Genomic DNA, 21,520 nt, shown 5'->3' with positions numbered 1-21,520 from the left:
GTAAGGAGAGGGAAAGATTATGAGAGATATACAGGATTTTGACAGCTTGATGATAAGGCTTGCTTCACCCGACACTATAAGGGCTTGGTCCTATGGGGAAGTCAAAAAGCCTGAAACAATCAATTACCGAACCTTGCGTCCGGAGAGGGACGGTTTGTTTTGCGAAAGAATATTCGGAACCACAAAGGAATGGGAGTGTTTTTGCGGAAAGTTTAAATCAATCCGTTATAAGGGCGTTATCTGCGACCGCTGCGGTGTTGAGGTTACTCACTTTAAGGTCCGCCGTGAACGCATGGGACATATAGAACTTGCAGCCCCCGTTTCTCATATTTGGTATTACCGCTCGGTACCTAGCCGAATGGGACTTTTACTCAACCTACAGGTTGCAGCTCTGAGGTCTGTTTTGTACTATGAAAAATACATCGTTATAGATGCAAACGATACCGACTTGGAGCCCATGCAGCTTTTAACCGAAGATGAATACAGGGATGCTCACGAACGCTATGGAGCTGCCTTTACCGCAGGAATGGGAGCAGGGGCTATTAAAACCCTTCTTCAAAATATAAACTTGGATGAGCTTGCAGCCCAGCTTCGTGCTAAAATGATTGAAAAAGGTGCAAAAAGCGATCAACGCCTTTTGCGCAGAATCGAAATAGTCGAAAATTTTAGAGCATCGGGCAACAAACCCGAGTGGATGATTCTTGATGTTATTCCGGTTATTCCTCCGGATTTACGCCCAATGGTTCAGCTTGACGGAGGCCGCTTTGCAACCTCCGACCTCAACGACTTGTATCGAAGGGTTATTCACAGAAACAGCCGTTTGAGTAAGCTCATGGAATTAAAGGCTCCCGATATTATTATCAGAAACGAAAAGAGAATGCTCCAAGAAGCAGTCGATGCCTTGTTCGATAACTCAAAGCGCAAAAAGGCTATTAAAGGAGCTTCAAACAGACCTCTAAAATCGATTTCCGATCTTTTAAAAGGAAAGCAGGGAAGATTCCGCCAAAACCTATTAGGTAAGCGAGTCGACTATTCAGGCCGATCCGTTATCGTTGTAGGCCCCGAACTCAAGCTTTGGCAGTGCGGTCTGCCCACTAAGATGGCCTTGGAGCTGTTTAAGCCTTTTATAATGAAAAAACTTGTTCAAAAGGAAGTTGTTTCCAATATTAAAAAGGCAAAACTCCTCGTAGAGCAGGAAGCTGCCGAAGTTTTTGCAGTCCTTGACGAGGTCGTAAGCGAACATCCGGTTCTTTTAAACCGTGCTCCGACCCTCCACAGGCTTGGTATTCAGGCCTTTGAACCCGTTTTGGTAGAAGGAAAGGCTATCCGCCTCCATCCTCTTGTATGTAAGGCCTTTAACGCCGACTTTGACGGCGACCAGATGGCTATCCACGTTCCGCTCACTCAGGCGGCTCAAATGGAATGCTGGACTTTGATGCTTTCAGCCCGAAACCTTCTAGACCCTGCAAACGGAAAAACAATAGTTTTCCCGACACAGGACATGGTTCTGGGTCTTTACTATCTTACAAAGGAAAGAGCTCTGCCTGAGGGTAAAAAAGAGCGCCTTTATTCTTCCGTTCCGGAAGTTTTGATGGCCGCAGAATGTCATGCCGTAGGCTGGCAGGAACCCGTTTTAATCGACTATGAAACGGAACCCGGTAAGATTGAAACCGTAAGAACTACACCGGGAAGAATTCTGTTTAACGAGGAAATGCCCGAAGGCGTTCCCTTTACAAATTATGCTTTAAACGATAAAAAAATACGAAAACTGATAGAGAATGTCTTTAAGGATAAGGGCCCGTGGCTGGCTGTTCAGCTTTTGGACAAGCTCAAGGCTGTCGGCTATAAGTACGCTACATATTTCGGTGCAACTTTGAGTATGGAGGACATGATTATTCCTCCTGAAAAGGCCGGAATGCTTGAAAAGGCCAACAAAGAGGTTTTGGAAATCTATAATCAGTATAAGGGCGGCCACATTACCCAAGAAGAACGCTATAACCGTGTTGTTGACGTTTGGCAGAAGACAAACTCCAATCTTAAAGAAATTCTTATGAAACGTCTGCAAGAAGACAAGGGCGGATTTAACACGATTCACATGATGGAAACTTCGGGTGCTCGAGGTTCTAAGGATCAGATAAATCAGCTTGCGGGAATGCGAGGTCTTATGTCCAAGCCTACGGGAGACATCATCGAACTTCCGATTAGATCGAACTTTAAAGAAGGCTTAAACGTTATGGAATTCTTTATTTCGACTAACGGTGCCCGAAAAGGTTTGACCGATACGGCTCTTAAAACCTCTGACGCAGGTTACCTGACCCGCCGTCTTGTTGATATTGCCCAAAACGTAGTTGTAAACGAAGAAGACTGCGGCACCATCAACGGTATAGAATATGCCGCAATTAAACGCGGAGACGAAATCCGTGAGTCCTTGAGCGAACGTATTGCCGGAAAATACACTCTGGAAAGGGTTATTCACCCAATTACGGGAGAGCTTCTAATCGATGTAAACGAGTATATTACCGATGAGACAGCTAAGAAGATAGAAGAAGCCGGTGTTGAAACCGTTAAGCTCCGCACCGTTTTAACCTGCGAATCCAAGCACGGTGTTTGCGTAAAATGTTACGGACGGGATCTTGCCCGAAACAGAATTGTCCGAATAGGGGAGGCTGTAGGTATTATCGCAGCCCAGTCCATCGGTCAGCCCGGTACACAGCTTACGATGCGTACCTTCCATGAGGGCGGTACGGCTTCTAAAAACGTTGAAGAGAACAGGATCGTATTTAACGATTATTCTATCATCGTTCGGGGTATAAAGGGTTCTTATGTAACGCTTAAAAACGGACACTTCCTCTTTACAAGAAAAGGCGAGTTTACCTTCAGCAGGGTATTGAATGAGTATGCTCTTAAAAAAGGTGAAACAGCCCTTGTAAGTACAGGTACAAGGGTAGTAAAGGGAAATCCTCTTTATACATTAAAGAACGGAAAGGAAGTTCTTTCGGAAAATATAGCCATTGCCGAGGTCAGAGATAATATTATCTATTTGACAGGTCAAGAGCAGACAATAGAGATAAGAAACGGTTCCGAGGTTGTAGTAAAAGAAAATGATGTTATAAAGGCCGGAGAAACGGTAGGTACTTTCGACCCCTTTGCCGATCCCATTTTGGCAGAATATGACGGCTTTGTCCGATTTGAAGATATTCTTCCCGGTACAACCTTAAAAGAAGAAGCCGATGAGGAAACGGGTGTTGTCGAAAAGCGAATAAGTGATGCTCACTTCGATAAGATGCAGCCCCGCATCTTTATCTCAGATGAATCGGGTAACACCGTAGGTGAGGACTCTTACTTCCTACCCGGAGGTGCGCAGCTCTTGGTTGAAGAAGGTCAGGAAATTAAGGCCGGTGCAATCCTTGCAAAGATAGCAAAAGAGTCGGTAAAGACAAAGGATATTACCGGAGGTCTTCCGCGAGTTTCGGAGCTCCTTGAAGCCCGCAGACCAAAGTCTCCTGCTGTTCTTGCCGCTATTGCCGGTGTTGTTACCATAAAGAAAGGCTTACTTAAGGGCAAGAGAACTATTATGGTTCGAGACGAATACGGTCATGATGTAAAGCACTTGGTTCCTATAGGAAAGAGAATGCTTGTCCGTGACGGAGATACGGTAAAGGCCGGAGAGCCCTTGTGTGACGGCAGCTTTGATCCGCACGATATTTTAAATATCCTCGGTGAAAATGCCCTTCAAAACTATTTGATGAAGGAAATCAAGGAAGTTTACGATGCTCAGGGTGTTACCATCAACGATAAACATGTAGGTATAATCGTCCGCCAGATGCTCCGAAAGGTAAAGATTGTTTCGGTTGGAGATACCAAGTTTATCTTTGACCAGCAGATAGATAAATACCGCTTCCATGAGGAAAATAAGAGGGTTAAGGAAGAAGGCGGTCAGCCTGCAGTTGCCCGTCCTATGTTCCAAGGAATTACAAAGGCAGCCTTAAACATCGATTCCTTTATTTCGGCCGCTTCTTTCCAAGAAACCACGAAGGTTCTTACAAATGCCGCTATTGCAGGTTCTTCGGATGAGCTTCGCGGTCTAAAGGAAAACGTAATTATCGGTCATCTTATTCCTGCTGGAACAGGTATGAAGCAGTACCGAGATATTAAACTTTTCGATAAAAATAAGAGTGACTTGGATATTCAGATGAACGAAATCCTTGAACGCCGAAGGCTTGAAGCCGAAGCTGCTCAAGCTCTCGAAGAAAAAGAACTTATCGAAGAAGAAAACTTTTTGGATGATCTCTAAAATCTAGGGGGAGAGGGAAACTTGTTCAGACGCAAGTTTCCCTCTCCCCCTAAAACCCCCTCTCCCTTCAACGACTGCTTAGGGGCGCAGCCCCTAAGCACCCGCATTTTTACAAAGGTTTTTTTTCAGCATTGACATATTTGAGGCTTTAAAGTATTATTATAAAAGAAACTTATCCTAAGGAGTTTTTATGAATAAAGTCAAAGTAATCGGTGTTGTAAAAGCTTCCGTAATAACGGCTCTTTTGTGTATTTGTATAAGCTGCCAATCTTTTTCCGATTCTGGCGAAGTGATCAAAGGAAACGGAAAGATAGAAACTAAATCATTCCCTCAAAACAATTTTAATGCTCTTTCTATCTCTGGCGGTTGGATTGCCGACATAAGGTATAGCGAAACCTTTTCCATTCAAATTGAAACGGATGAAAATATTTTCCCCGATTTGGATATATCAGTTGCCGGCACCACCCTTAACATCGGTTTTAAATCGGGGTACAGCATATCACCGACTCAGTGTAAAGTTTCTATCACAATGCCTGCTTTAATAAAGTTGCAGACAGTCGGTTCACTTACAGCTGTCATTTCATCATTCAATATGCCTAAAGATTCAATGTCGATAGATATCTCAGGCAGCGGTAATATTACCGCACGCGATATTACGGTAAACACTCTAAAGGTGGACGTATCAGGCTCAGCCGATTTTTCCGCGACAGGGAAGGCCAAAAATATAATAGCGGATATCTCCGGTTCAGGGGATATAAAAACAACGGATTTTGAAACTGAAAAGGCTGATATTTCAATTTCAGGTTCCGGTTCTGCAAAAGTATGGGTTACACGGCATTTAAAAGCCGATATAGGTGCCTCCGGTTCCATCCGTTATAAGGGTAATCCTGTTATTGAGACTAAAAGTTCAGGCAGCGGCCGCATATCTTCTCTTTAAAAAGTTATGAATGCTTATTTTTGACAATGCAGATGGCATTGTCAAAAAAACGCTGTCGAGTTTGCCTTTCGGCAAACATCGCTTTATTGTATGCCGTTTCTCACTGACGTTACGAAACGGCGAATTGAACAGCTTCCAAAATTGATATTTTGTTCAGCTGTTCAATTTTAAGGAAGGATTTTATATAGGATGAAAAAAGAAAACCAAGAACATCTTCCTGTTATGGGTGTCGGACCGGTGTGTATTGCAATTATGATTGCGTTCACCGCTGCAGGGATTGCGCTTGTCAAATTCAATATGCTTACAAGCGGCGATGTTGGCGGCGGGGTCATTACGGTTCTTTTTGTAATTGCCGGAATCTTGTGTATTGCAGGCGGTATTATCTTGTGGTACGCTGCGGTATTCAGTGCCAAGATCGACATCACGATAAAATCGAACCGGCTTGAAACCGGCGGCGTGTATGCCATCGTGCGTAATCCCATTTATTCCGCTTTTTTGTTTATCTGTATCGGCGCTCTGCTATTCTGCCGGAATTGGTATGTATTGATTTTGCCGCCGCTCTTTTGGGTATACCTTACCGTGTTTATGAAGCTCACGGAAGAAAGATGGCTTTCAGAACGTTTCGGCGAGGAATATAAAGCTTATAGTAAACGGGTCAACCGCTTTATTCCGTGGAGAAAAATACATAACTAATTGGTAATGAATAATTTGTAATTCGATTGGGAGGTTTATTTATGAGAAGAGTAGACAGGGCAGTAACGGATAATCGGCAAATACAATCAATTATCGAAAAAGCAAAGGTTGTACATATCGGTATGATCGATAATGACCGGCCGTATGTAGTGCCGATGCAGTACGGTTTTATATTTAACGAAGGCAAATTGACTTTATATGTGCACTGCGCAAAAAAAGGGCGGAAGCTGGATATTATCAACAAGAATTCGCATGTTTTTATCGAGCTTGAAACGGAAGCTGTGATTATTTCCGGAGGAGAAATTCCGTGTGAGTACGGATCGGAATATGCAAGCGTTATGGGAGACGGTACAGCTGTTTTTGTTGAAGATGTAAAAGAAAAGATTTTAGGCTTGCAGCTGTTGATGAAAACACAGACAGGCAGAGATTTTGAAATAACCGAACAGATGACAAAACAGGTTACTGTTTTACGTATCGATGTTCCATGTGTAACAGCAAAAAGCAGAGCTAAGGTTTAATAGGAGGATACTATGTGTAAAGAATGCTATGTAAACGAAAACAGAATTACCCCATTACTGAATCCCGTAGATTGCTTGGAAAATCATACGCAATATATCTGCGGAACATGCGGCCGATGTATTTGTATTGAACATGATCCGCAACGGGGTTTGCAAAGATGGAATTTCCCGTTTAAATCATTGGAAATTGCAAAACTCTATTTGCGTACTGCGGATTATACCGAAAAAAAGGCCTGCGGTATCTACGAAATAGAAAACAGCAAGGGCAAAAAATCATATAAAATTTTCCCGTCCTATGACGATCTGCTTTTATTTTTGAAAAAGAATAAAGACAAACAATGCAAACAAACCGCACCTCTTTTTACTGTTGGGAAATATAAAGAATATCCGCATACACAGATACGTATGTTGACTTCTGCCGAAGTAAAAAAATACATGAGTGAGCGTGAAAACTGAAAGAATTTGAATGAAGCATAAAAAAAATCCTTATACCAAAAACGGAAAAACGTTATTGTTTACTTGCCAAGATAAAAGGTCGCTGGATATTCTGGAAAAAACGGGGCTTTTTCTTAATAAAAGAATATACATAGAAGAACACCTTGCAGGTATCTCATCTCTTATGCTTAAATGTTATGACTGGTTCATAAAAGAATCGTCCAAGCGCATAAAAAAGCCCGATTATGCCGATTATCATATCTGGTGCTCTGTGAGTGCAAAAAGTTGTATGCGCCCGGAAGAAGGCAATGTTGCCTACATTTTGGAGGTCCCCAACGAAGAAATCTTGTACTTCAGCGGGTTTAAATGGGACTACGTGTTAAATCTGCACTATGTTCCTGAAAACGAAGCAGATCTTGCCGCCTACGAAGAAGACATAAAGCAAAAGGGGTTTAAAAATTCCTATGAGTTCATTAATGGAAGATATGCACGGATGTTCCCCGATGAAGAAAAACGGGTGCGGGACAGCTGGCTCAGAGTTTTTGATATAGACGATTGGAATATCTTTGATGTGCAGGCAAATATCTGGCATATAAAAAAAGAATGGGTCAAACAGGTTATCAGGCCGGGTGAAAGAATCCCCGAACATTTCGTCTTGGATTAAAGAGATATCTTTGTGTTAATACACTGGTATGGGCAGTCTCTTGATTATGCCGCATAAATGATATAAAGTAATTTTCATAAGGAGAAAACTGAATGAAAAAGCTTGTTTTAATTGCTTTGATTGCTATTTTATTTGCCGGTTGTGGTAAAAAAGAAAAAGGAATTGTAACTATTGAAAATAAATCTTCTTATCCTATAGAGTTTGAATTTGCCCAAAACTATGAATCCAAAATGATAATACTTCAGCCTAATGATTCGATTGATTGTGTATGGGAACGTTACTTTCATTGTATTATTAAAAAGCCCAGTACTAATATTTTGAAAAAACAGGAAACAAAAGAAAAAATACTGATTTTAAACAATGATAAGTTATACTCTTACACTGTGCAAAATGGGGTATGTAATTTAACAATGCTGGATAATAACCAATTTCTATTGGCTTTGCCTACAAATTCTCCAACTGATTCAATAACTCTTAATAAAGGTCAATCTAATATTAAGACTTTTCGTTCTCTTTCTGTTCAAAATGTGATTTTTGATAAAAATATTACTATTGGAACTGACCAATATCTGCAATTTAAAAGAGATGGGAATCTTTTTTATTATAAAAAAACTAGTGGTGATTATTCCATTGCTATAATTAAAGTAGAAATATCAGGAAATAATATAATAATATTCAAGATAAACAGTTAATCAACTATAAAATAACCAGCAAGGAGTCTTTAATGCACATAATCTACGAAACTAACGGCTTAGGTTTTCTTGGTTGGATAACTGATTTACCCGGGGCTTATATTCGCGGAAAGACACTGGAAGAGGCTAGGGGGAAAGTCAATAAAGAAATAGCTTTATATAATGAATGGCTTAATTTTGAAAAAGCTATCGATATGCAAATAAATGAAGAAATAAAAAAATCCGATTTACACATTGAAGATGCCGATTCGGATATTATATTTGATTCGGAGCTAATCGATTTTGATAAGCAAGATGATTTTCTTTTTTGGTGTGATAAAGTTTTACTTTCCGGAACAAAAACTGAAGAAATATATAAAAGAATGAAGAATAAATCGCTAATTGACATTACGATGAAGCGGAAAACTTTTTACGGTGACGTATATTGTACAATTAATGACCAATATCGTCACATTGTTAATGTTCAAAACTACTATCTAAATCAAATCGGTACTGAAATGGATATAGGCGATGAGTTCCGGCTCAATCGTATGGAATTTATAGAAAAGCTAAAGGAAAAATATCTAAAAGAGGGCAATAAGCTGTATCGTAATGAGAGTGAGGATTGGACGGTTAAAAAAGTAATTCGTAGAGCTATTTGGCATGACCGCATTCATATCAGAGCGATAGAAAGAATGGAAAACCGCTTAAGCGGATGACTTGAGGTAATAGCTCCATTATTACCTCGAATATTATAAAATATAAGGAGGGTAAAAATTATGGATTTAAATTTTAGGTTATCAAAAGATGCAGAGCATATCGCATTAATGAGTAAAGATGTGCAAGAGCTTCATTATAGATTGTATCCTGAGTATTTTAAACCTTTTTCATATGATGAAATATTAAACTTTTTTAAAAAGCAATTACAAGAAGAAAATTGGTTTTGCTATATTGTCTCTTGTGACGGAAAAGATGCCGGTTATGCTTTATTTTATATTCGGGATTATCAAGAAAATCCTTTTAGAAAAGCCTATAGAGGAATACATATCGATCAAATCGGTATAGCTCCTGAATACAGGCAAAAGGGAATCGGCAAGGCCTTTATAAAAGAAATTGAAAAAATTGCCGTTAAAGAAAAAGCCTCACAAATCGAGTTGACTCATTGGGAGCTGAACGAAGATGCAAAGTGTTTCTATGAGAGTCTTGGTTTTGATACATATATCAGATTTGTTGTTAAAAAAATATAAAGTCCCTCAATTAATAAATACCAATTAATAAATAGCCTTGATTTTATCTGAAAAAAGACATACAATAAATGTAGAGTAGTATGGGTACATAAGAAGGAGGTAGAAGCTTGGTTATTTCAAAAGAAGAAGTTAAGGATTCCGTAATAAGACGCTTAAAGAGAAATTTCAGTAAAAGTCTTGATAAGGCTACCCGCCGAGAGATTTATGATGCCGTCGCCAGTACGGTTATGGAGCTGATTCAATCTAACTGGATTAAAACTATGAATGCTCAAGAGAAAACCGGCGTTAGGAGGATGTATTATCTTTCAGCCGAATTTTTGATGGGGCGAGCCTTAATCAATAATATAAACAATATGGGTATTCGAAAAACCATTGAAGAGATTGCAGATGAAATATCCGAACCTCTTTCGATTATCGAAGATGAAGAGCCCGATGCCGGTTTGGGAAACGGAGGCTTGGGAAGACTCGCTGCCTGCTTTTTGGATTCTCTTGCAACCATGAACTATCCGGGGCACGGCTACGGTATCCGCTATAAGTATGGAATGTTTGAGCAAAGAATCGAAAACGGCTATCAGGTAGAATATCCCGACCGCTGGCTTTTTGCCCGCGACCCTTGGGAAGTACGCCGCTCCGATTTGAGCGTTAAGGTCTACTTTGGAGGTATTCCTTCTTCCCGAACATCCGAAAGCGGGAAACTCTATTATGATCTAAACGGAGCAGAAGAAATTATTGCCACCCCTTATGATATGCCGATTGTCGGTTACGGTACGGACACGGTAAACACCCTCCGCCTTTGGGAAGCTTCTTCCGATGACGGCTTTGACCTTCCGCTTTTTAACAGCATGGAATATAACAGGGCCTTCCAAAAACAGATAGATGCCGAGAGTATTTCCTGTATTTTATATCCGAATGATTCGGGCCCGCCCGGAATGAACTTACGCTTAAAACAGCAATACTTTTTTACTTCTGCAAGTTTACAGGATATTATACGCTCCTTTATACATAGAGAAGGTACGGACTTTACCAAGCTGCCCGACTATGTTGTAATCCAGCTAAACGATACCCATCCTGTTGTGGGAATCCCTGAGCTTATGCGTATTTTGATGGACGATTATCATCTTGAATGGGATGCCGCTTGGGATATTACAAAGAAGGTTTTTGCTTACACAAATCACACGATTTTAGCGGAGGCCTTGGAAAAATGGCCGATAGATGTTTTTCAAAAACTTCTGCCTAGGATTTATCAAATCGTTGAAGAAATAAACAGGCGCTTTTTGGCAAAGCTTTACGAAAAATATCCGGGCGATTGGAAAAAGCACAACAATATGGCGATTATGGCTGACGGAAAGATTCACATGGCCCGCCTTGCTATAGCCGGTGCCTTTTCGGTAAACGGAGTTGCCGCTCTTCATACCGAAATCCTAAAGCACAAAGAGCTTGCCGATTTTTATGACCTCTATCCCCATAAGTTTAACAATAAGACCAACGGAGTAACTCAACGGCGTTGGCTTTTAACAGCCAATCCTCTTCTTTCCGAGTTTATCACAAAATACATAGGCGGCGGCTGGATAACTAATTTGAATGAATTAAAAAAGCTTGAAGCCTTTATAGATAACGAAGAATTTTTAGAAGGTTTTATAGAGGTTAAGCACAAAAATAAAATCAGGCTTGCCGAATACCTTGAAAAAAATCAGGGCATATTTATCAATCCCGATTCTATCTATGATGTTCAAATCAAACGACTCCACGAATATAAAAGGCAGTTACTGAACATTCTCCATATAATGACCCTTTATAATAGAATCATAAACGACCCGTCCTATGACCCTGTTCCGCAAACCTTTATCTTCGGAGCAAAGGCTGCGGCTGCCTATAGGCGTGCAAAAGAAATAATAAAACTCATCAACACGGTCGCCGACAGAATAAATAACGACCACAGGGTTGCCGGAAAATTAAGAGTTGTCTTTGTCGAAAACTACCGCGTATCTGCTGCGGAAAAAATCTTCCCTGCTGCCGATATTTCCGAGCAAATTTCTACAGCCGGAAAAGAAGCCTCCGGTACGGGCAATATGAAATTTATGATTAACGGAGCCGTAACCATCGGTACCCTTGACGGGGCTAATATTGAAATTATCGAAGAAGCCGGAGCAGAGAACGAATTTATCTTCGGGCTTAAGGCTGAAGAAATTTTAAAGATGGATAAGGAAAACACCTATAATCCGAGAGAGTACCTTGCAGCAAACCCCGAACTGGAAAAGGCGGTCAATCAGCTTATCGACGGGACCTATACCTTGCCGGGAGAACAAACCTTTAGAGGGCTTTACGATTCTTTGATTTACGGTGTTGAAGGACAGAGGCCCGATACTTATTATATTCTTGCCGATTTTAAGAGCTATCAAAAAGCTCACGAGCAAATTATAAGCGAGTATTATCACCGCCATGCTTGGGCAAAAAAATGTATTTTAAATATAGCCCGCTCCGGAAAATTCAGTTCGGACAGGACTATTCAAAACTATGTTGATGAAATTTGGAGACTGGAAAGAATAAATGTCAATCAATAAAACAAGAAAGTATGATTTTGAAAATACCCTTCCGCGAAAAAACATAGGTTCTGCTAAGTGGGAGCTTATGTACCAATGGAAACCTGATGTTTCGGACGGCATAATTCCGCTTTCGGTGGCCGATATGGAATTTAAAAACCCGCCCGAAATAACTGAAGGCCTAAAAGAATACCTCGACAGGCTGATTTTGGGCTATTCTACGCGATATGCCGATTATGATAATGCCGTAATCAATTGGCTTAAACGTAAACATGATTACAGTGTAAGCCCCGAAATGATTATGCAGACTCCCGGTATCGTAAATGCTTTTTTTGCCGCAGTAAATGCCTTTACCGAAAAAGGGGACGGTGTAATAGTTATGCGGCCGGTATATTATCCTTTTTCTATGGCAATTGAAATGAATGAACGTGAACTCGTAAATTGTTCTCTTCTATGTGATAAGGACAATTATTATACAATAGATTATGAGAAATTTGAACGTTTGGCAAAGCAGCCTAAAAATAAACTTTTGATCTTTTGTTCGCCTCATAATCCTGTGGGCCGTGTATGGAAAAAAGAAGAATTAAAAAAACTTGCCGAAATAGCCTTGGAAAATAATGTTATAGTTTTTTCCGATGAGATTTGGAATGATCTTGTAATGCCCGGCTATAAACACACTCTTATGGCAAGTATTTCAAAAGAAATAGCGGCAAATACCATAACTGCGACAGCTCCTTCAAAAACATTTAATGTTGCAGGTCTTGCTACATCAAATATAATTGTCGAAAATGAAAATCTTAGAACAAAATATTATAATATGCTTCAAAAGATGAGATCTTCAAGCGTAAATGCCCTAGGTTTTAAAGCCTGCGAAATAGCTTATACTCAGTGTGATAAATGGCTTGAGGAGCTTCTTCAAGTTCTCGATAATAATCAAAAACTGGTTAAAAACTATTTTGATTCCAATTTTCCCATGCTTAAAAGCAGGTTCATTGAAGGTACTTATCTTCAATGGATTGATTTTAGAGCCCTCGGAATGGATAACCAAACTTTGGAAAATTTTATGCATAATGAAGCTCAATTTTTTACGGATGAAGGTTATGTTTTCGGCTCTGAAGGAGACGGTTTTGAAAGAATCAATGTCGGCTGTCCTACTAAAATTTTACAGCAGCATTTGGAAATGCTCGGTGATGCATTAAAGAAAAAATTGTTATCGTTATAATATCGTATTATTTATAAGGAGTATATATGTCTGAAAAAAAATTATCTTATTCTATGATTTTTTTGGCTATTGCCGTGATGTCTACTGTTTTAGGGCTTGTATGTATTTTTAACCCTGACAGTATAACAAGAATTATTGTGACTATTGTAGGTATTTCGTTAATCGTTTACGGACTTGTCGAAATTTATCAGTTCCTTTCAATCAAAATGAATACCTTTTTGGTTTTGGGTATCATTCTTATAGGACTGGGGCTTTTGTGTCTGGTAAATCCAAGTGCCGTTCTCGGTCTTATCGGGCTCGTCCTCGGGCTGTTTTTGATTTGTTTGGGAGCTGTTGAGGTCAAAAAGTCATTCGATCTAAAAAGATACGGTGTGAAGCTGTGGTGGCTTTGGCTGATTTTTGCCGGAATTGTATGCCTAATAGGGCTTTCGGGGCTTTTTAATCCTGCAAGCATTTCAGGCCTCTTTGCAAGTTTGATAGGTTTCGGTTTTTTGATAAACGGAATAAGCAGCATTTGGCTCTTCTTTGTATTGAAGAAAAGGAGCTGATTTTTATATTATCAATCTATTGACATAAAATCCGTTTTTTTTTATACTTATTCGGTTGATATAACTATAATCTATAATATTTTACTAGGAGGCAAGTATGGCTGGTGCAAGTAAAAACTCACGAACTGCTGCTGCTACTCAAAAATTTAATTGTCCCTGCGGCGGAGACATCGTATTAAAAACAATGGTCGATAACGGTAAGATTAAAAATATTGCAGAATGTTCAAAATGTAAAAGAGTTGAACGACGACCTAAAGACTTTCATTAATCGATCAGGTTTAAAAGTTCTTAAAATGCCGAAGAAGGGAGGCTCTTTCTGAAAGATGAAAGGTCTCCCTTTGTTGTTTTTTTGATTAGATTTAGGAGAATTTGAGAAAATGAGCAAGGATGATATTTTTAAATCGAGTTTAGGGGAAGAATGCGGGATCGCAGCTGTCTGGGATTCAAACTCCTATAAGACGGAAAATCCCGAAAGGCTGCCTTTCAGGCCGGATGACGCTGCCCGCTCGGTTTTTTATGCTCTTTTTTCTCTTCAACACAGGGGACAAGAAGCGGCCGGAATGGCTGTTTCAAACGGAAAACATATCCGAGTCTTCAAAAAACCGGGCCTTGTTTCCAACATTTTTACCGAACACGATATATCGAATCTCCAAGGTTATGCTGCCATCGGCCACACCCGCTACTCGACTACCGGTTCTTCTTCTTTTGGAAATATCCAGCCCTTTTATATAGAAACAATGTACGGGCCTATAGCCCTTGCTCATAACGGAAACCTTGTAAACGCCCCGCATTTAAGGCAAAAACTTTTGGAAAGAGGGGTGGGGCTTTCTTCTACCTCCGATACCGAAGTTATGATTATGATGCTTGCCGCTGCCAAAGGCGATTCTTGGGCGGAGCGTATAGCTTCATGTATGAGAGAATGGGAAGGAGCTTTTTCGATTGCCGTTTTAACGGTTGAAGGAATTTACATAGCCAGAGACCCTTGGGGCTTCAGACCTCTTTGTGTCGGAAGTTTTCAGGAAGGGGTATCGGTTGCGGCAAGCGAATCTTGTGCTCTTTTAACATTGGGCTGTAGGGATGTTACTGAGGTAAAAGCCGGTGAGATTCTAAAGCTTGTCGATAACGGAGCCGAGCTTTGTATGCGCATTCCGCCTAAGGAGCCTCTTTCTCCATGTATTTTTGAGTATGTCTATTTTGCCCGCCCCGACTCGGTTTGGAACAATGCTTCGGTTCACGTATCCCGTGTAAATTTCGGCAAGGAGCTTGCAAAAAGCTCCCCAGTTGAGGCCGACATAGTTATAGCTATTCCCGATTCGTCCCGTTCGGCAGCCATAGGCTACTCTCAAGAATCGGGCATTCCCTATGATGAGGGTTTTTCAAAAAACCGCTACATAGGACGCACCTTTATTCAGCCTACCCAAAAATTGCGTGACCAAGGCGTTGCGATGAAATTCAATGTTCTCTCTGAAGCTGTCGAAGGAAAACGCATCGTAGTGGTCGATGACAGTATTGTCCGCGGAAGCACCATGGGACCCTTAATCAAAATGCTTAGGGGAGCAGGTGCAAAAGAAGTTCATATCAGAATATCTTCTCCTCCGGTACGATACTCCTGTTTTATGGGTGTAGATATGGGAGACCCTGAAAACCTCATCGCCCACAAAAAATCGGTTGAAGAAATCAGGGAACACATCGGTGCAGACTCCTTAGTCTATCTATCCCAAGAAAGTATGCTCAAGGCGATGAAGGATGCCGGAGCAAACACCCACTTTTGCTGTGCCTGCTTTGACGGAAAGTACCCCGTCGATGTCAGCGGCGCCGCCGATAAAAACAGCTTTGAGTAAAAAGCATTTTTAGGTTCTATTATAACTCCATAATAAGGTTAAAGATTCCTGCTTTATGTTTTTCTTTTTTTCAATTGCAAAATCTGCCTCTTTTTGATATAATAATTCTAGTAATTATTTAGGGGGAAATATGATTTATACATCTGAAAGCCTGCTTGAAGCTGCAAAAAACGCCGTTCCTAAGGCGGAGCTTGTAACTTTACGCATTCACCGCACAAGAGATACTTTCTTTGCGGCTCAGGATGGAGCTTTTGAATCTTCCGGTTATGGGCTTGATCAGGGTTTTATGGTTGAGGTCTTGTATAAGGGGCATATTGCTTATGGGGCAAGTCAAAATATGACGCCTCAAGGAGCTGCCGAAGCTGCCTGTCAAGCCTTTAATGCCGCTAAAACCGCTTCAGCCTTTAAAATTGCCGATTTTGACAAAAATGTCAGGCCGGATACGGAATTAAAATACGAGACTCTCAGGGGCAAAAAGACCCGCCCTTCCAAAACGGAAATTTTCGATTATCTTTTTGAGATATGCAATATTTTAAAAGTCTCCGATGAGGTTATTGACACTCATGCCTATGTAAATTTAGGCGAAGAGGTGATAGAGCTTTTAAGTTCAGGAGGTGCAAAAATCTTACAGGATTTTTACACAATAGGTTCAAGTTTCGGTGCCGCTGCCCGCCGAGGGGACATAATTCAAAGGCGAACTTATAACGGCGCAGGTGCCCGTACCTTTCAGGGAGGCTATGAGTTTTTAAACTTTGCCAAATCCAAGGTAGAAGCCAAAAGGGTAGGGAATGAAGTAATAGAGCTCTTGGGAGCCGAGTCCTGTCCTTCCGACAGGCGTACCCTTGTTCTTATGCCCGACCAAATGCTTTTACAAATTCACGAAAGCGTCGGCCACCCCTTGGAAATTGACCGCATTTTAGGCGATGAAAGAAACTTTGCAGGCGGCAGTTTTATAAAGCCTGAAGATATAGGAAGCTTCCAATACGGCTCAAAGCTTATGAATATCTGCTACGATCCTACAATTCCATATCAGCTTGCCACCTTTGCTGCCGACCAGACGGGAGCTCAGGCAAAGAAAACCTTTATAATCAAGGATGGAATTTTAGTCTGTGCCTTGGGAAGCCTCGAAAGTGCAGGCCGCCTCTATGCAGGCAAAACCGTTCCGCCGGACAAGATGGTCGCAAACCAAAGAGCAACCTCGTGGAACCGGCCGCCGATAGACAGAATGGCAAACCTAAACCTTGAACCTGGAACCAGCAGCTTTGATCAAATAATTTCTTCAATCGAAAAGGGAATTATTATGACATCTAACCGCTCATGGTCGATAGACGATTACCGCAATAAATTTCAATTCGGATGCGAATACGGCCAATTAATCGAAAACGGAAAAATTACCAAAACCGTACGCGACCCGAACTACCGCGGTGTATCTCAAAACTTTTGGCGAAACCTTTGTGCTGTAGGCGATAAATCCACATTCCATGTTTACGGAACGCCTAACTGCGGTAAGGGAGAACCGAATCAGGTTATCAGTGTAGGACACGCAAGTCCTGTCTGCGCATTTTCTGATGTAGAAGTTTTTGGAGGCGGAAAATGAAAATGAGTTTTAAAGAATATTTTGAATCGATTGCCGATTTTATGCTTTCGGAACTGTTGGAGGGAGAAAAAATTTCGATTTCTTTTTCGGGCGAAAAGAGCTATTTTATGCGCTTTAGCAAGGCTAAGGTACGCCAAAACGGAATGGTTGATCAAGGTTATTTTTCTTGCACTTTTTGGAAAAAGAACCGCACCCATAATTTCAGTTTCGGTATTCAGATGAGTATGGAAAAAGATAAGAGGATGGCTGCAGAGGCTCTTCAAGAAGCTAGAGACTCTATAATGCTTCTGCCCGAAGACAAGTACCAGTCAATCCCGGAAGCCTCGCAAACCTCTTCGGCAATATATACGGGAAAACTTTTACCCGAAGATAAGATACCCGAAACTATTTTATCTCCCGTTAAAGACCTTGACTTTGCAGGCCTTTATTCTCAGGGCGTTATTTGTAAGGGTGTTATAACTTCCGCAGGGGCAAGCCATTGGTTTCAGACCGAAACCTTTGTTTTGGATTATTCGGTTTGGCTCGAAAACGGCCGCGGTATAAAATCTCTTTATTCGGGAACGGAATGGAGTGATGCTCAATATAAGCTAAAGATAGAGCAAGCTCGAAAAGGTTTGGAAGTTTTACATACGCCTCAAAAAAAATTAGCTCCCGGAAAATACAAGGCATTTATAAGTGCCGATGCCCTTCTTGACGTAACCGACTTTTTTTCGTGGAACGGTTTTAGCGAAAGGAGTATGCAGCAAGGCTCAAGTGCCTATCTTGCCTTAAAAGAGGGAAGGGAGCATTTTTCCGATAAGTTTAATTTGACTCAGGACTTTTCGCTTGGGCTTGAACCTGCCTTTAACTCAAACGGAGAGCTTGCTCCCGAAAAATTAAGCATAATCGAAAAGGGTAAGCTTAAAAATACCTTGGTCAGTTTAAGAACCGAAACTCAGTACGGGGTAAAATCCAATGGTGCTCCTTTAAGCGAAAGTATGCGTTCAATAGTTATCGGAACGGGAAACTTAAACGAAGCTGATGCCGTAAAAGAGCTGGGTACGGGTATTTATATTTCAAACTTTAACTACCTGAACTGGAGCGATACCTCCTCGGCCCGCGTAACGGGAATGACCCGTTTTGCCTGCCTTTGGGTAGAAGACGGAAAAATCGTTGCCCCCATTGCCGATATGCGTTGGGACGAATCCTTGTACAATATGTTCGGGGAAAACCTTTTGGCCGTAACAAAGGAAAGCCGCATCTTTGCAAACACCGGCACCTACGGCAGCAGAAGCACAGGAGGAGCTTCGCTTCCCGGCATCTTGGTAAAGGATTTTAACTGCACGCTCTAAGGTAAAAATAAATGTTATTAAAGCAAAGGCAGCAGCAGATTTTATCTCAAAAAATGGTGATGAACCAGCAAATGCTGAATGCTGTTGCCATGCTTAATTTATCGAGCGAAGAACTTCAGGAAGAGGTAATAAAAGAAGTAAAGCGGAATCCGGCCCTTGTTTTTAAAACATCTTCCCGAGTGAGTGCCGCCTCCGCTGAAGAGGGGGATAAGCATCAAAGTTTTTTGGAGAGCATCGAAGATGATTCCCGCAAAACCCTTCAAGCTCATCTGATTGAACAAGCAGGAGAATCGATTACGGACGAGTATGTCCTAGATGCGGCAATGCTCATAATTCAAAATTTGGATCAAAACGGTTTTTATTGGGTTCCTCTTGAAGAACTCTTTGCAGGCCTGCTTGCCGAAAAAAAGATAAACCATGCGGAAATAAAAAAAGCCCTTAATATTGTCAGGCGGTTTGAACCGATAGGCTGTGCCTGTTCCGGTTTTAAAGAATCTCTTATTGTGCAGGCGGGAATTCTTTGCGAGTCGCCCAAAACGCATGAAATCCTTGATATTTATAAAACCATATATTCTCTTTGCGTAAAGATAATAAAAGAACACTACGAAGTTCTTGTCTTTGTTTCCGATTTAAAACTTTTTATAAAAAAACTTGCTCAAAAAAAAATCGATATAGATTTGGAAACGGCGGAAGAACTTGCAGGATTGATAGATGCCTTAAACCCTAAGCCGGGGCTTGCCTATGCAAGCAAAGGAGACGGCGAAAAATTTATTACGCCGATTGCCGAGATAAAACGGGAAGGGAACGAGATTAAGATTATAATAAATGATGAAGAAGTTCCTGCCTTGGAGATTTCGCCCGAATATGAAAAAATAAAAAATTCCGGTTCAAAAGAAGAAAAAAAAGAGGCTTCGGAGTTTTTAAACAAGGCAGCTCTTTTTATGAATGTGCTTGCCTACCGCAATCAGACTATATTAAAAGTTTTAACTGCCCTTGTAAATTTTCAAGAGGCCTTTTTTTTAGGCCGCCCCTGCAAACCGTCCTCTGAAGGGGAGAGTGACAAAATGCAGGCAGGCTATTTAAAGCCCTTAAAACAAATCGATATTGCAGAAATTGTGGGCTTAAGCCCTTCTACCGTTTCAAGAGTTTCAAACCAAAAGTACATAAGATGCGAGTGGGGTCTCTTTGAAATTAAAGACCTGTTTTCGCCGGAAGTAAGCGGCGGATTATCAAAAGACTTTGTAGAAAAAGCCATACAAGAAATCATCGAATCGGATACCGAAAAAAAAACCGACACCCGTATTTCTCAAATCTTAAAAGAACGCGGAATCGATATCGCCGTAAGAACTGTAAATAAGTACCGCAAAGAAATGGGCCTTCCTTCTTCTTATCATCGTAATTGACATTTTTACAAAATTGCCGTATAAAAAGATATGGAAATTACGGAGATTTATACCGGCCCGCTTTTTGTAAAGACTTGGGCTCTTCCCTTGGATAAAAAAACGGTTCTCCTCGTTGATCCGGGCGGCACGGATGAGGAATTGATGGAATACCTAAAAAACAAAAATGCCGAAAGACTCGAAATTATGCTTACCCACGGACATTTTGACCATGTGGGCGGCGTGCCCGAACTTATGTTAAAATATCCCGATTCTTCTTTGTGGATTCATCCTGCAGATGCGGGCTATCTGGGCAAAAACGGAAAAGAAAAGCATATTGCATGTTTTAGCCAAATCCGTGCAGAAAGATATATAAAAGCTTTGAAATATGATTTTCCGGAGCCTACTGCTTTGTTAAAAGACGGAGATATTGTAAACGGTTTTAAGGTTTTATATACTCCCGGGCATACCGAAGGCTCTGTTTGCTTTTGGAACGAGGAAGCAAAAGTCCTCTTTTCGGGAGATACCCTTTTTTACCGCTCCCATGGAAGAACAGACCTTTTGGGCGGGGACGATCAAAAGATGAAGGCTTCACTAAAATCTCTTTTAAACCTACCGGATGACACTACCGTTTATCCCGGGCACGGTTCCAATACTTCGATAGGAGCTGAAAGAGGCTGGATAGAAAAGATTTAGAGGGCCTTAAATATTCCCCGGATAAACATATTTTAAATTTCTTTGGGCTGTCTTACATAGGTGCCTGATTGTTTCAGGCCTTGTGGGGGCCTTGTCCCTCATCTTGTAGGCAGGGTAGAAGGCCGAGATATGAAGGGGTATATCCGGTCTTATTTTTGCAAGCATTTGGGAGAGGGCTTCCATTTCATCGTCGCCGCTGTTATATCCTTCAATAACCAAGCAGGTAACTTCAAGATGAATTTGTGAGGCGGCTTTTTTTATAGTGTTTATTACAGGTTCTATTTTTCCCTTACAGACCTTGGTATAAAACTGCGGGGAAAATGACTTTAGATCGATATTCATCGCATCAATCATCGGGAGAATTTTTTTTAAAGGTTCTTCTTCGATAAAGCCGTTTGTTACAAGCACTGTTTTTAGATCTTTTTCTTTTGCAATCGGGAGGACATCCTTTATATACTCATACCAAACCGTGGGCTCGTTATAAGTAAAAGCTATGCCGATAGAGGGCGTTTTTAAAACAGCCCCAATCAGTTCCTCGGGGCTGACCTCATCCTGATAATTGTTGGTTTTCTCCTCTATTTTTTTTGGAACGGAATGAACGAGGGAATGGTTTTGACAAAAGAGGCAGTCAAAGTTACAGCCGAATGTCCCTACCGAGAAAATATAAGTAGAAGGATAAAACCGATATAGGGGCTTTTTTTCGATGGGGTCGAGGGCTGCTCCCAAAACCTTGCCGTAGTTTAAGCTGTAAAGTTTTCCGCCTATGTTTTTGCGGCTAAGGCATCGGGAGCTTTGCCCCTCTTTTATAAGACATCTGTGAGGGCATAAAAGGCAGCGTATTTTATCGTCTTCATTTTCTAAAAAAGAAGATTCTTTTTTCCAAAATTCCGCTTCTTTCATAGCCCTC

The 21,520-nt window shown here is 41.0% G+C and carries 19 protein-coding genes; 18 read left to right on the top strand and 1 reads right to left on the bottom strand.

Annotated elements, in window-relative coordinates; translation table 11 throughout:
• Positions 1 to 19: 19 nt before the first annotated feature.
• From rpoC to TDE_RS11340, 18 genes are all read left to right on the top strand, one after another.
• On the top strand, positions 20 to 4,294 hold the full coding sequence (gene rpoC / locus TDE_RS11420) for a DNA-directed RNA polymerase subunit beta' (RefSeq protein WP_002680359.1): 4,275 nt from the start codon (positions 20 to 22) through the stop codon (positions 4,292 to 4,294).
• Between the two features lie 190 nt (positions 4,295 to 4,484).
• Positions 4,485 to 5,231 carry a head GIN domain-containing protein gene (locus TDE_RS11415; protein ID WP_002680357.1) on the top strand — a complete coding sequence of 249 codons (747 nt, stop codon included), beginning with the start codon at positions 4,485 to 4,487 and terminating at the stop codon, positions 5,229 to 5,231.
• A gap of 189 nt (positions 5,232 to 5,420) precedes the next feature.
• Positions 5,421 to 5,924, top strand: coding sequence for a methyltransferase family protein (locus TDE_RS11410; RefSeq protein ID WP_002680355.1), 504 nt, complete (start codon positions 5,421 to 5,423; stop codon positions 5,922 to 5,924).
• Between the two features lie 41 nt (positions 5,925 to 5,965).
• On the top strand, positions 5,966 to 6,442 hold the full coding sequence (locus TDE_RS11405) for a pyridoxamine 5'-phosphate oxidase family protein (RefSeq protein WP_002674090.1): 477 nt from the start codon (positions 5,966 to 5,968) through the stop codon (positions 6,440 to 6,442).
• A gap of 12 nt (positions 6,443 to 6,454) precedes the next feature.
• Positions 6,455 to 6,898, top strand: a complete 444-nt coding sequence (locus TDE_RS11400) for a hypothetical protein (RefSeq protein ID WP_002680353.1) — start codon at positions 6,455 to 6,457, stop codon at positions 6,896 to 6,898.
• A 10-nt stretch (positions 6,899 to 6,908) separates the two neighbouring features.
• Positions 6,909 to 7,541, top strand: a complete 633-nt coding sequence (locus TDE_RS11395; RefSeq protein ID WP_002680352.1) for a DUF3841 domain-containing protein — start codon at positions 6,909 to 6,911, stop codon at positions 7,539 to 7,541.
• A gap of 92 nt (positions 7,542 to 7,633) precedes the next feature.
• Positions 7,634 to 8,233: a hypothetical protein gene (locus tag TDE_RS11390; RefSeq protein WP_002680350.1), complete on the top strand. Its 600-nt coding sequence runs from the start codon at positions 7,634 to 7,636 to the stop codon at positions 8,231 to 8,233.
• 32 nt (positions 8,234 to 8,265) lie between these two features.
• Positions 8,266 to 8,931 carry a hypothetical protein gene (locus tag TDE_RS11385; RefSeq protein ID WP_002680349.1) on the top strand — a complete coding sequence of 222 codons (666 nt, stop codon included), beginning with the start codon at positions 8,266 to 8,268 and terminating at the stop codon, positions 8,929 to 8,931.
• A gap of 60 nt (positions 8,932 to 8,991) precedes the next feature.
• Entirely contained in the window at positions 8,992 to 9,459 is a 468-nt protein-coding gene (locus TDE_RS11380) for a GNAT family N-acetyltransferase (RefSeq protein ID WP_002680348.1), read from the top strand.
• 107 nt (positions 9,460 to 9,566) lie between these two features.
• Positions 9,567 to 12,020, top strand: a complete 2,454-nt coding sequence (locus TDE_RS11375) for a glycogen/starch/alpha-glucan phosphorylase (protein WP_002680347.1) — start codon at positions 9,567 to 9,569, stop codon at positions 12,018 to 12,020.
• Complete coding sequence (locus TDE_RS11370) at positions 12,007 to 13,221, top strand: MalY/PatB family protein (protein ID WP_010957226.1); 1,215 nt, start codon at positions 12,007 to 12,009, stop codon at positions 13,219 to 13,221. The genes TDE_RS11375 and TDE_RS11370 overlap by 14 nt, the downstream gene beginning before the upstream one ends.
• A gap of 26 nt (positions 13,222 to 13,247) precedes the next feature.
• Entirely contained in the window at positions 13,248 to 13,769 is a 522-nt protein-coding gene (locus TDE_RS11365) for a DUF308 domain-containing protein (RefSeq protein ID WP_002680344.1), read from the top strand.
• 97 nt (positions 13,770 to 13,866) lie between these two features.
• On the top strand, positions 13,867 to 14,037 hold the full coding sequence (locus TDE_RS13165) for a hypothetical protein (protein WP_002667639.1): 171 nt from the start codon (positions 13,867 to 13,869) through the stop codon (positions 14,035 to 14,037).
• 109 nt (positions 14,038 to 14,146) lie between these two features.
• Positions 14,147 to 15,610, top strand: a complete 1,464-nt coding sequence (purF, locus tag TDE_RS11360) for an amidophosphoribosyltransferase (RefSeq protein ID WP_002680342.1) — start codon at positions 14,147 to 14,149, stop codon at positions 15,608 to 15,610.
• 130 nt (positions 15,611 to 15,740) lie between these two features.
• Entirely contained in the window at positions 15,741 to 17,207 is a 1,467-nt protein-coding gene (locus tag TDE_RS11355; protein ID WP_002680340.1) for a TldD/PmbA family protein, read from the top strand.
• Complete coding sequence (locus tag TDE_RS11350; RefSeq protein WP_002680338.1) at positions 17,204 to 18,538, top strand: TldD/PmbA family protein; 1,335 nt, start codon at positions 17,204 to 17,206, stop codon at positions 18,536 to 18,538. The genes TDE_RS11355 and TDE_RS11350 overlap by 4 nt, the downstream gene beginning before the upstream one ends.
• Positions 18,539 to 18,549: 11 nt before the next feature.
• A complete protein-coding gene (gene rpoN, locus TDE_RS11345) occupies positions 18,550 to 19,941 on the top strand; it encodes an RNA polymerase factor sigma-54 (RefSeq protein ID WP_002680335.1) in 1,392 nt (463 codons plus the stop codon).
• Positions 19,942 to 19,971: 30 nt separating this feature from the next.
• Positions 19,972 to 20,613: an MBL fold metallo-hydrolase gene (locus TDE_RS11340; RefSeq protein ID WP_002680333.1), complete on the top strand. Its 642-nt coding sequence runs from the start codon at positions 19,972 to 19,974 to the stop codon at positions 20,611 to 20,613.
• Positions 20,614 to 20,619: 6 nt separating this feature from the next.
• On the opposite strand, the gene amrS is transcribed toward TDE_RS11340, so the two are convergent.
• Complete coding sequence (amrS, locus tag TDE_RS11335) at positions 20,620 to 21,513, bottom strand: AmmeMemoRadiSam system radical SAM enzyme (RefSeq protein WP_002680331.1); 894 nt, start codon at positions 21,511 to 21,513, stop codon at positions 20,620 to 20,622.
• Between the last annotated feature and the right edge of the window lie 7 nt (positions 21,514 to 21,520).

Origin of the sequence: Treponema denticola ATCC 35405 (assembly GCF_000008185.1) — a bacterium.
Classification (GTDB): Bacteria; Spirochaetota; Spirochaetia; order Treponematales; family Treponemataceae; genus Treponema_B; species Treponema_B denticola.
Note: the sequence above shows the minus strand (reverse complement) of the source record. Positions and strands in the feature narration are given on the sequence as shown.